The sequence below is a fragment of the Pseudomonas sp. AP42 genome (assembly GCF_001728935.1).
Taxonomy (GTDB): domain Bacteria; phylum Pseudomonadota; class Gammaproteobacteria; order Pseudomonadales; family Pseudomonadaceae; genus Aquipseudomonas; species Aquipseudomonas lactis.
Genome location: NZ_LYSO01000161.1, coordinates 1 through 10,608, shown reverse-complemented (window position 1 = coordinate 10,608; position 10,608 = coordinate 1). Strand labels below are relative to the sequence as shown.

At 59.8% G+C, this 10,608-nt stretch carries 11 protein-coding genes; 7 read left to right on the top strand and 4 right to left on the bottom strand.

Annotated features, from left to right (window positions below; all coding sequences use genetic code 11):
• Positions 1-275: 275 nt before the first annotated feature.
• On the bottom strand, positions 276-1,184 hold the full coding sequence (locus tag A7K61_RS29070) for an OmpA family protein (protein WP_044272152.1): 909 nt from the start codon (positions 1,182-1,184) through the stop codon (positions 276-278).
• Positions 1,185-1,340: 156 nt separating this feature from the next.
• Here A7K61_RS29070 and pyrC point away from each other — a divergent pair, with 156 nt between their 5' ends.
• Both pyrC and rnt read left to right on the top strand, forming a co-directional pair.
• The gene (gene pyrC / locus A7K61_RS29065) at positions 1,341-2,387 is read left to right on the top strand and encodes a dihydroorotase (RefSeq protein ID WP_032893318.1); all 1,047 of its coding nucleotides are present in this window, start codon (positions 1,341-1,343) and stop codon (positions 2,385-2,387) included.
• A complete protein-coding gene (rnt, locus tag A7K61_RS29060) occupies positions 2,384-3,055 on the top strand; it encodes a ribonuclease T (RefSeq protein WP_003188980.1) in 672 nt (223 codons plus the stop codon). The genes pyrC and rnt overlap by 4 nt, the downstream gene beginning before the upstream one ends.
• 605 nt (positions 3,056-3,660) lie before the next feature.
• On the opposite strand, the gene A7K61_RS29055 is transcribed toward rnt, so the two are convergent.
• Positions 3,661-4,263 carry a peroxiredoxin gene (locus A7K61_RS29055; protein ID WP_003172097.1) on the bottom strand — a complete coding sequence of 201 codons (603 nt, stop codon included), beginning with the start codon at positions 4,261-4,263 and terminating at the stop codon, positions 3,661-3,663.
• 22 nt (positions 4,264-4,285) lie between these two features.
• On the opposite strand from A7K61_RS29055, the gene A7K61_RS32970 reads away from it, so the two are divergent.
• The 3 genes from A7K61_RS32970 to bfr all read left to right on the top strand — a co-directional run bounded on the left by A7K61_RS32970 (position 4,286) and on the right by bfr (position 5,398).
• Positions 4,286-4,480 (top strand): hypothetical protein, encoded by a 195-nt coding sequence (locus tag A7K61_RS32970; RefSeq protein ID WP_125969605.1) that lies wholly within the window; start codon positions 4,286-4,288, stop codon positions 4,478-4,480.
• Positions 4,481-4,507: 27 nt separating this feature from the next.
• Entirely contained in the window at positions 4,508-4,726 is a 219-nt protein-coding gene (locus A7K61_RS29050) for a bacterioferritin-associated ferredoxin (RefSeq protein ID WP_003188977.1), read from the top strand.
• A gap of 201 nt (positions 4,727-4,927) precedes the next feature.
• Positions 4,928-5,398: a bacterioferritin gene (gene bfr / locus A7K61_RS29045; protein WP_012722487.1), complete on the top strand. Its 471-nt coding sequence runs from the start codon at positions 4,928-4,930 to the stop codon at positions 5,396-5,398.
• A 176-nt stretch (positions 5,399-5,574) separates the two neighbouring features.
• Here the strand turns inward: bfr and grxD are convergent, their stop codons facing one another.
• Together grxD and A7K61_RS29035 are read right to left on the bottom strand one after the other, a co-directional pair.
• Positions 5,575-5,913 (bottom strand): Grx4 family monothiol glutaredoxin, encoded by a 339-nt coding sequence (gene grxD / locus A7K61_RS29040; protein ID WP_032893320.1) that lies wholly within the window; start codon positions 5,911-5,913, stop codon positions 5,575-5,577.
• Between the two features lie 77 nt (positions 5,914-5,990).
• Positions 5,991-8,099: a molybdopterin oxidoreductase family protein gene (locus tag A7K61_RS29035; RefSeq protein ID WP_069558893.1), complete on the bottom strand. Its 2,109-nt coding sequence runs from the start codon at positions 8,097-8,099 to the stop codon at positions 5,991-5,993.
• Positions 8,100-8,532: 433 nt separating this feature from the next.
• Here A7K61_RS29035 and argF point away from each other — a divergent pair, with 433 nt between their 5' ends.
• A complete protein-coding gene (gene argF, locus A7K61_RS29030) occupies positions 8,533-9,453 on the top strand; it encodes an ornithine carbamoyltransferase (RefSeq protein WP_014717139.1) in 921 nt (306 codons plus the stop codon).
• Positions 9,450-10,559 (top strand): ABC transporter ATP-binding protein, encoded by a 1,110-nt coding sequence (locus A7K61_RS29025; protein ID WP_032893324.1) that lies wholly within the window; start codon positions 9,450-9,452, stop codon positions 10,557-10,559. The genes argF and A7K61_RS29025 overlap by 4 nt, the downstream gene beginning before the upstream one ends.
• Positions 10,560-10,608: the final 49 nt, after the last annotated feature.

Here is a 10,608-nt window from a genome sequence, read left to right as displayed (position 1 = left end):
TGCCGAGTGGTGGGGCAAGAGCGCTTTGCTTACTTTCGCGCTTTTCGAAAGTGAGCCGCCGTCAGGGCGGAACCCTAAGTGGCCGTAGCCTAAATAACGGATATGTACCCGGTCCAACTGTGTTGACTGTTAGGCCGCCTTCGCAGGCAAGCCAGCTCCCACATTTGGATCGCAGTGCCTCAGGGAGATAGGCACCGGCTGTCAGGCCTTCACGGGAGCAAGCTTCCTCGCCACAGTTTCGGCGTCATACCGAAGTTGCGTAGTTACCCATGCTCTTACGAGGTAGCCGCCGGGTTGCTCGGCGCAGTGGCCTGGGGCGCCGGTTTCTCAGGCGCGGCCACGCGCTCAAGCTGAATATTCACACGGCGGTTACGCGCACGGTTGGCGGCATTGGTGTTGGGCGCCAAGGGGTAGCTTTCGCCATGGAAGCGCATCGTGATCTGCGATTCCTGGATGCCGTTGGCCTTGAAGTAGTCCATCACCGCCAGGGCGCGACGGCGCGACACGTCGCGGTTGGTCAGACGGTTGCCACTGTTGTCCGAATGGCCATTCAACTCGACATGATTGACCGTGGGATCGGCTTTCATGAAGGCCAGGATCACGGACAACTTTTTCTTGGCCGCCGCGTCCAACTCAATGCCGCCACCGGGAAAGCCCACTTCGGTCTGTTTGACCTGGTCGTAATTCATGGGCAGCAGCTTGGTGGTGCACAGCTGATAATCGTTATAGGCCTTGTTGAACTTCACCGGCAGCAGGCGAATTTCCGAGTAGCCGCCTTCACGCCCGTAATGCCGCACCGTCGGGCTGCGCCCTTCAAGCAAGCCAGTGAACAGGCGACCGGCCTGGGCCTGGGAGCTATTGAACAGCACGTCGCCGCTGCCGACACGCACGGCCCCAAGGTTGATATCACCTCGGCCCGGTTGCCACGGCGCGGCAGCGGCCAACAGGGTTGCCGAGCCGGCGCCGAGGCTGCTGCCATAGGTTTTCAGACGAAACGTGGCCTGTTCGCCGGCCCGGCGTACGAATTCACCGGAACCGAAATCGGTGATCGGCTGGGTCAAGCGGCACTCGAACTGATCGCCCTCTACCTTCCACTCAATATTCTCCAGACGTGTCTGGAACGTGAGGGCCGCCGCAGGCAGGCTGGCGAACACACTGAGCAGGGCTAGATAATACTGGCGCACGGGAGGCTCCATGGGTTTCTACAACACTTCACAGCGTCATACATCGTTAAGGCATACCCGGAGATATCGGTAGCATCCGGCAAAACTTGATAGCGAGTGCCTGCAAGAGTCTTTTCCGGTAGCATTCCCACCAGATTGACCCGCCTGGAATCCCCAATGTCCGACCGCCTGACCCTGCTGCGTCCCGACGACTGGCATATTCATCTTCGCGATGGTGCTGCGTTACCCCAAACCGTGGCCGACGTGGCCCGCACGTTTGGCCGTGCCATCATCATGCCTAACCTGGTACCTCCGGTGCGCAATGCCGCAGAGGCCGACGCCTATCGCCAGCGCATCCTCGCTGCACGACCGGCCGGCAGCCGGTTCGAACCGTTGATGGTGCTCTACCTCACCGACCGCACCCAGCCTGAAGAAATCCGCGAAGCCAAGGCCAGCGGTTATGTGCACGCCGCCAAGCTGTACCCGGCAGGCGCAACCACCAACTCCGATTCCGGTGTAACCAGTATCGACAAGATCCTGCCGGCGATCGAAGCCATGGCGGAAGTCGGCATGCCGTTGCTGATCCACGGGGAAGTCACCCGTGGCGATGTGGACGTGTTCGATCGCGAAAAAATCTTCATCGATGAACACATGCGTCGTGTGGTCGAGCTGTTCCCCACGCTCAAAGTGGTGTTTGAACACATCACCACCGCCGATGCCGTGCAGTTCGTCAGCGAGGCGTCGGCCAACGTTGGCGCGACCATCACCGCCCATCACCTGCTCTACAACCGCAACCACATGCTGGTGGGCGGGATTCGGCCGCATTTCTATTGCCTGCCGATCCTCAAGCGCAACACCCATCAGGTAGCCCTGCTGGATGCCGCCACCAGCGGCAGCCCGAAGTTCTTCCTCGGTACCGACTCGGCGCCCCACGCCCAGCACGCCAAGGAAGCCGCATGCGGCTGCGCCGGCTGCTACACCGCGTTTGCCGCCATCGAGTTGTACGCCGAAGCGTTTGAACAGCGTAACGCGCTGGACAAGCTCGAAGGTTTCGCCAGCCTCAACGGCCCGCGTTTCTACGGCCTGCCGGCGAATACCGACCGCATTACCCTGGTTCGTGAAGACTGGACCGCCCCTGCCAGCCTGCCGTTTGGCGAGCTGACTGTTATCCCGCTGCGCGCCGGTGAAACACTGCGCTGGCGCCTGCTGGAGGAAAGCAAGTGAGTGAAGATCATTACGACGACGAACAAGAGCACGGCGGTGGCGGCTCGCGCCATCCGATGGCCGAGCGTTTTCGCGGCTATCTGCCGGTCGTCATCGACGTAGAAACCGGTGGTTTCAACTGCGCCACCGATGCCTTGCTGGAAATTGCCGCAACCACCATCGGCATGGACGAACAAGGCTTTGTGTACCCGGAGCACACGCATTTCTTTCGCGTAGAACCCTTCGAAGGCGCCAATATCGAAGCCGCTGCCCTGGAGTTCACCGGGATCAAGCTCGACCACCCCCTGCGCATGGCGGTGAGTGAAGAAGCGGCGCTGACCGATATCTTCCGTGGCGTGCGCAAGGCGTTGAAGGCCAATGGCTGCAAACGCGCAATCCTGGTCGGCCACAACAGCAGTTTCGACCTGGGTTTCCTGAACGCCGCCGTGGCGCGGCTGGACATGAAGCGCAACCCATTTCACCCGTTCTCCAGCTTTGACACCGCCACCCTTGCCGGCCTGGCCTACGGTCAGACCGTTCTGGCCAAAGCCTGCCAGGCAGCCGGTATCGACTTTGACGGGCGTGAAGCCCACTCGGCCCGCTACGACACCGAGAAGACTGCCGAGCTGTTTTGCGGCATCGTCAATCGCTGGAAACAGATGGGTGGCTGGGAAGACTTCAACGACTGAGCCCCGATGAGCATAGGTACCTACACAATTTTGTAGGTTGTCGCAGCCGACAGTAACCACGATGCGAAGCGAGCCGCTCTTGATCTGCTTTTGATCTTAGGCGCCCCGTTAAACCACGCTGGCCGAACGCAGGCTTGAATTCGTGGGTAACCCGGCAGGACGCCGGGTTAGCCGCCCCGCGCCAGGGATGGCGCGTGGCGGCGGCCCACGGATTCAAGCCTGCGTTCGGGCACACCGAGCCTAAGCGAGGTGCCGAGTGGTGGGGCAAGAGCCTTTTGCTTACTTTTGGGCTCCTTTCAAAAGTGAGCCGCCGTCAGGGCGGAACCCTAAGCGGCCGTTACCGCAGAAATGGATATGCACCCAATCCAACTGTGTTGACTGCCAGGCCGCCTTCGCGAGCAAGCCCGCTCCCACAGTTGGCTTGTGGGGTGTCAGGTAGAGAAGTGTTGGCTGGTAGGCCGCCATCGCAGGCAAGCCAGCTCCCACAGTTGGATTGTGGGGTGTCAGGTAGACCAGCGTCGGCTGTCAGGCCGTCATGGGAGCAAGTCCCCACCCACAAAAAAACCGGCCTTCTCAGGCCGGTTTTTTTATACCGTGACGTTGGCTTACAGCTTGCCAGCGTTCTCAGTCAGGTAAGCCGCAACGCCTTCTGGCGAAGCGTTCATGCCTTTGTCGCCTTTTTTCCAGTTGGCAGGGCAGACTTCGCCGTGCTCTTCGTGGAATTGCAGCGCGTCGACCAGGCGGATCAGTTCTTCCATGTTACGGCCCAGCGGCAGGTCGTTGATGATCTGCGAGCGCACAACGCCCTTGTCGTCGATCAGGAACGCGCCACGGAACGCCACGCCGCCTTCGGACTCAACGTCGTAGGCCTTGGCGATGTCGTGCTTCATGTCGGCAGCCATGGTGTATTTGACTTTGCCGATGCCGCCATCATTGATGGCGGTGTTGCGCCAGGCGTTGTGGGTGAAATGGGAGTCGATGGAAACCGCGACCACTTCAACGTTGCGCGCCTTGAAATCGTCCATGCGGTGGTCCAGGGCGATCAGCTCCGAAGGGCAGACGAAGGTGAAGTCCAGCGGGTAGAAGAACACCAGGCCGTATTTGCCTTTGATGGCTTCAGACAGTTTGAAGCTGTCAACGATTTCGCCATTGCCGAGGACGGCTGGTACGTCGAAATCCGGGGCTTGTTTACCGACGAGTACGCTCATTGGATATCTCCTGATGTAGGGGGTGACGATTGAAGTAAAAGGACAGGTCGAGTCTGCCGGTGAAAATCGACAGAAACATGACGCAATCACGCTTCGTAAAGACCGACCATCATACACCGAAAAAACCGTTCGTCAGCGCATGGGCGATGCGCGCTGGATTGTCGATGAAACTATTTTGACAATCATTCTCGTTAACATTAAGATCCATCGCACTTAAGCCATAAACCCGCGACGGTTCTCACTTATGTATGTCTGCCTCTGCACTGGCGTCACCGACGGACAAATCCGCGAAGCAATCTACGAAGGTTGCTGCAGCTACAAGGAAGTACGTGAAACCACCGGCGTAGCCAGCCAGTGTGGCAAATGTGCTTGCCTGGCCAAGCAAGTGGTACGGGAAACCCTGACGCAGCTGCAGACAGCCCAGGCCGCGCTCCCCTACCCAGCAGAATTTAAACACGCCTGAATAGGCCTGTTTTGAAGAACCGGACCTAGTGTCCGGTTTTTTTATGCCATTAATTCAATTAGTTAGCGCTTAGACGCGGAACACAAACATTCTTATTCCGATTAATTTTCATTTATTATTCAATAACTTAGGTTTGACACTAGGATTTTCACCGCTCAGACTCCGCCTTATACACAGCTATTACAGGGCAGGACCCCAGTCATGAAAGGCGACATCTCAGTCATCCAGCAACTCAACAAAATCCTTGCCAATGAACTGGTCGCGATCAATCAGTACTTTCTGCATGCACGCATGTACGACGATTGGGGCCTGGAAAAGCTCGGCAAGCGTGAATACAAAGAATCGATCAAAGCCATGAAGGACGCCGACGCGCTGATCAAGCGCATCCTGTTCCTGGAAGGCCTGCCGAACGTGCAAGACCTGGGCAAGCTGAACATCGGCGAGCACACCCAGGAAATGATCAGCAGCGACCTGGGCTTTGAGCGCAAGAGCCACAGCGACCTGAAAGCCGCGATTGCCCACTGCGAAACCAAGGGCGATTTCGGCAGCCGTGAACTGCTGGAAGATATCCTGGAAGACCAGGAAGAGCATATCGACTGGCTGGAAACTCAACTGGGCCTGATCGACAAGGTCAGCCTGGAGAATTACCTGCAATCGCAGATGGGCGAATAACTGCCCTTGTTATCACTGTAGGAGCGAGCTTGCTCGCGAAGAACGTCAACGATCACGCAGCGCATCTGTTTTAACGCGTTGCCTGGGCGACCTTCGCGAGCAAGCTCGCTCCTACAGAAAAGCTCAAAAAAAGCCCCGCTCTCTTGTGAGAAGCGGGGCTTTTTATTGCTCGCCAATTAGGCGTCAGTCTTGGCCGCTGCTTTTTCCGCTGCGTCCTTGATCAGCGCTTGCAGGGAACCATCAGCTGCCATTTCAGTGATGATGTCGCTACCGCCAACCAGCTCACCGGCTACCCACAGCTGCGGGAAAGTCGGCCAGTTGGCGTACTTTGGCAGGTTGGCGCGGATTTCAGGGTTTTGCAGGATATCCACGTAAGCGAACTTCTCGCCGCATTGCATGACAGCCTGGGACGCTTTTGCGGAGAAACCGCACTGAGGCGCGTTAGGTGCGCCCTTCATGTAAAGCAGAATGGTGTTGTTGGCAATCTGCTCTTTGATCGTTTCGATGATATCCATGGAACACCTCTGCAGGAACTTTGCGACTCACGGGTCGGCACGGTGGCGCATTGTAACGCAAAAATCCAGCAGGATGCTCAGGCCGCCGCCACCTTCACCGGCACGCCGTTGAGCGCCGCATTACCCGACAACTCATCCAATTGCCGCTCGTCGGTCAAGTCATTGGCACTCGCGCCCGGCTGGCTGTTCGCGATGCTCATCTGCACGCCCGGGCGACCGTGGCCCCAGCCGTGAGGCAGGCTGACCACGCCCGGCATCATGTCCGCACTGGCCACGACTTCCACTTCGATCATGCCGGTGCGCGAACTCACTCGCACCCGCTGGCCATCGCTCAACTGCCGACGGGTCAGGTCGTCGGGGTGCATCAACAGTTGATGGCGTGGCTTGCCCTTTACCAGCCGGTGATAGTTATGCATCCAGGAATTATTGCTGCGCACGTGCCGTCGGCCAATCAGTAACAGTTCGTCGGCCACCGGCACCGGCTGCGCGGCGAAACGCGCCAGGTCTGCGAGGATCACGGCCGGTGCTGCTTGCACCTTGCCATCCGCGGTTTTCAAACGTGCCGCGAGGTTGGGCTTGAGCGGCCCCAGGTCCACGCCATGGGGATGATCCGCCAGCATGGCCACCGAGAGTTTATGACTGGATGCGTCGCCATAGGCACCCGCTCGCAGCCCGAAGTCGATCATCTGCGCCGGTGGCACGGTGGGCTTGAGCACCGCACCAGTGTGCGCCGCAAATGCCTTGGCCAGGCCGACAAAGATCTCCCAGTCATGCAACGCGCCCTCAGGCTTGGGCAGGATGGCACGATTGAAGCGCGTGACATTGCGCACCGCGAACAGATTGAAAGTGGTGTCGTAGTGATCGTTTTCCAGCGCCGAGGTGGAAGGCAGGATCAGGTCGGCATAACGCGTGGTCTCGTTGATATACAAATCGATGCTGACCATGAACGCCAACCCGTCCAGGGCTTGCTCCAATTGGCGACCGTTAGGCGTGGACAGCACCGGGTTGCCGGCCACCGTCACCAGGGCGCGGATCTGGCCTTCACCCTCGGTGAGCATTTCTTCGGCCAGCGCCGACACCGGCAGTTCTCCGCCGTACTCCGGGAGCCCGGACACGCGGCTCTGCCAGCGATTGAAATGGCCGCCGCTGGTGGAGGCCACCAGGTCCACCGCCGGGCTGGTGCAGAGCGCGCCGCCGACACGGTCCAGGTTGCCGGTCACCAGGTTGATCAGTTGCACCAGCCAATGGCACAGCGTACCGAACGCCTGGGTCGAGACGCCCATGCGGCCATAACAGACAGCCTTATCAGCGCCGGCGAAGTCCCTGGCCAACTGGCGAATCTGTTCGGCAGGCACCGCACACTGGCGGCTCATGGCCTCGGCATCAAAGCCGGCGATCGCCCTGCGCACCTCGTCCAGGCCTTGCACCGGCAAATGGCTGTCGCGTGTCAGCCCTTCAGTGAACAAGGTATTGAGCACGCCGAACAGCAACGCCGCATCGCCGCCCGGACGTACGAACAAGTGCTGGTCGGCGATGGCCGCCGTCTCGCTGCGCCGAGGGTCGACCACCACCACTTTGCCGCCCCGTGCCTGGATGGCCTTGAGGCGTTTCTCGACATCGGGCACGGTCATGATGCTGCCATTGGAGGCCAGCGGGTTGCCGCCGAGGATCAACATGAAGTCGGTCTGGTCGATGTCGGGTATGGGCAACAACAGGCCGTGACCGTACATCAGGTGACTGGTGAGGTGATGAGGCAACTGGTCTACCGAGGTCGCGGAGAAACGATTGCGCGTCTTCAACAGCCCTAGAAAGTAGTTGCTGTGAGTCATCAAGCCATAGTTATGCACGCTGGGGTTGCCCTGATACACCGCCACCGCGTTCTGGCCGTGCCGCGCCTGAATGCCCGCCAGCCGCTCAGCCACCAGGGCAAAGGCGTCATCCCAGGCAATCGGCTGCCATTGGCTGCCCACGCGCAGCATGGGTTGGTGCAAACGGTCCGGGTCGTTCTGAATGTCCTGCAGGGCCACGGCCTTGGGGCAGATGTGGCCGCGACTGAAACTGTCCAGGGGGTCGCCCTTGATCGAGGTGATCGCCAGGCTACCGTCTTCGGCTTGGGTGGTTTCCAAGGTGAGGCCGCAGATGGCTTCGCACAAGTGGCAGGCACGGTGGTGGAGAGTCTTGGTCATGGCCAGTCTCTTTTATAGGGGCTTTGGCTCAACTATGGGCCGCGACCACTTGAGGCGCCAGCAACCTTCGCGTTGTGAATCGACAGGCATAGGCCAGGGCATGGCCAAGCATGAGCAAATGTTTCAGAAACCTTGCCCGCAGGCGCTGAAACCGACGCGACCTGGCCCACGCCCGCCCCCGCGCATTGCAAAAGGCCTGGACGCCAGTGTACAAATGGCTCGCTGCTGTCAGGAAATCGTCTTCAAACGCGCGCCAGCGCCCTGCTTGAACACCCCTAAAGCCGTAGCCCTATTGGTAAAACGCGACATTTAATGTCAATATCGCGTCTTCCCCTATTTCGTCGCCCCGTGCGGCTTTCGCCGCAGGTCTCGCCCGTTGTCGCAATAAACAAGGCTTTGAGTATCTGCGGTCTGTTGCAAAAGGTAGTTAATGATGAGCGCAAGGCACTTTCTCTCCCTGATGGATTGCACGCCCGAAGAGCTGGTCAGCGTGATCCGTCGAGGCATTGAGCTTAAAGACCTGCGTAACCGCGGCGTACTGTTTGAGCCTTTGAAAAACCGTGTACTGGGGATGATTTTTGAAAAGTCCTCGACCCGCACACGCCTGTCGTTCGAGGCCGGCATGATCCAGCTGGGTGGCCAGGCGATCTTCCTGTCACCGCGAGACACCCAATTAGGCCGTGGCGAGCCGATCAGCGATTGCGCCATCGTGATGTCGCGCATGCTCGATGCCGTGATGATCCGTACCTTCGCCCACAGCACCTTGACCGAATTTGCCGCCAACTCCCGTGTGCCCGTGATCAACGGCCTGTCCGACGACCTGCACCCCTGCCAGTTGCTGGCCGACATGCAAACCTTCCTCGAACACCGTGGCTCGATCCAAGGCAAGACCGTGGCCTGGATCGGCGATGGCAACAACATGTGCAACAGCTATATAGAAGCGGCGATTCAGTTTGACTTCCACCTGCGTATCGCCTGCCCTGAAGGCTACGAGCCCAGCGCCGAGTTCATGGCCAAGGCCGATGGCCGTGTGCAACTGCTGCGCGATCCAAAAGACGCAGTGGTCGGCGCTCACCTGGTCAGCACCGACGTCTGGACCTCCATGGGCCAGGAAGACGAGACCGCCAAGCGCCTGGCCCGGTTCGCGCCGTTCCAGGTGACCCGCGCATTGCTCGACCTGGCCGCGCCGGACGTGCTGTTCATGCACTGCCTACCCGCCCACCGGGGCGAAGAAATCAGCCAGGACCTGCTCGACGATCCGCGCTCAGTCGCGTGGGATCAGGCCGAGAACCGCCTGCATGCGCAAAAAGCCTTGCTCGAATTCCTCGTACCACCGTCGTACCACCACGCATGAGCCAGCCATTACTGCTGAACCTGCGCAACCTGGCATGCGGCTATCAAGACCAGCGCGTGGTGCAGAACCTCAACCTGCACCTCAACGCCGGCGATATCGGTTGCCTGCTCGGCTCTTCGGGCTGCGGCAAGACCACTACCCTGCGCGCCATTGCTGGCTTTGAGCCGGTGCATGAAGGCGAAATCAGCCTGGCGGGCGACGTCATCTCCCGTGCCGGTTTCACCCTGGCACCGGAGAAACGTCGTATCGGCATGGTGTTCCAGGACTACGCGTTGTTCCCGCACCTGAGCGTGGCTGACAACATCGCCTTCGGCATTCGCAAACACCCGCAAAAAGAGCGCGTGGTCGCCGAGTTGCTCGAACTGGTCAACCTGAAGAACCTGGGCAAGCGTTTTGCCCATGAGCTTTCCGGTGGTCAGCAACAACGTGTCGCCCTCGCTCGCGCCCTGGCGCCGGAGCCGCAACTGCTGTTGCTGGATGAACCCTTTTCCAACCTCGATGGCGAACTGCGCCGCAAGCTCAGCCATGAAGTGCGCGACATCCTCAAAGCGCGCGGCACCAGCGCGATCCTGGTGACCCATGACCAGGAAGAGGCCTTCGCCGTCAGCGATCACGTGGGGGTGTTCAAGGAAGGCCGACTAGAGCAGTGGGACACGCCCTACAACCTCTATCACGAACCGCAAACGCCTTACGTCGCCAGTTTCATCGGCCAGGGGTATTTCATCCGTGGCCGGCTGAACTCGCCGGAATCGGTCAGCACTGAACTGGGCGACCTGCGCGGCAACCGAGCCTATACCTTGCCAACCGGTGCTGCGGTGGATGTACTGCTGCGCCCGGATGACATCGTGTATGCGCCGGACAGCGCGTTGAAAGCCCGGATCGTCGGCAAGACCTTCCTCGGTGCCTCGACCTTGTACCGATTGCAACTGCCGACCGGCGCGCAATTGGAATCGATTTTCCCCAGCCATGCCGATCACCAGGTGGGCGCAGAGGTGGGGATTCGTGTGGCGGCTGAACACCTGGTGTTGTTCCAGGCATCCGGCAGCACAGCGGCGCAGATTCCCGCCGTTGAGTCAGGCGTGCGCCGCCACAGCGTCGCTCACTGATAAAGCCGGATCAAACTGTGGGAGCTGCTTGCCTGCGATAGCAGACGGT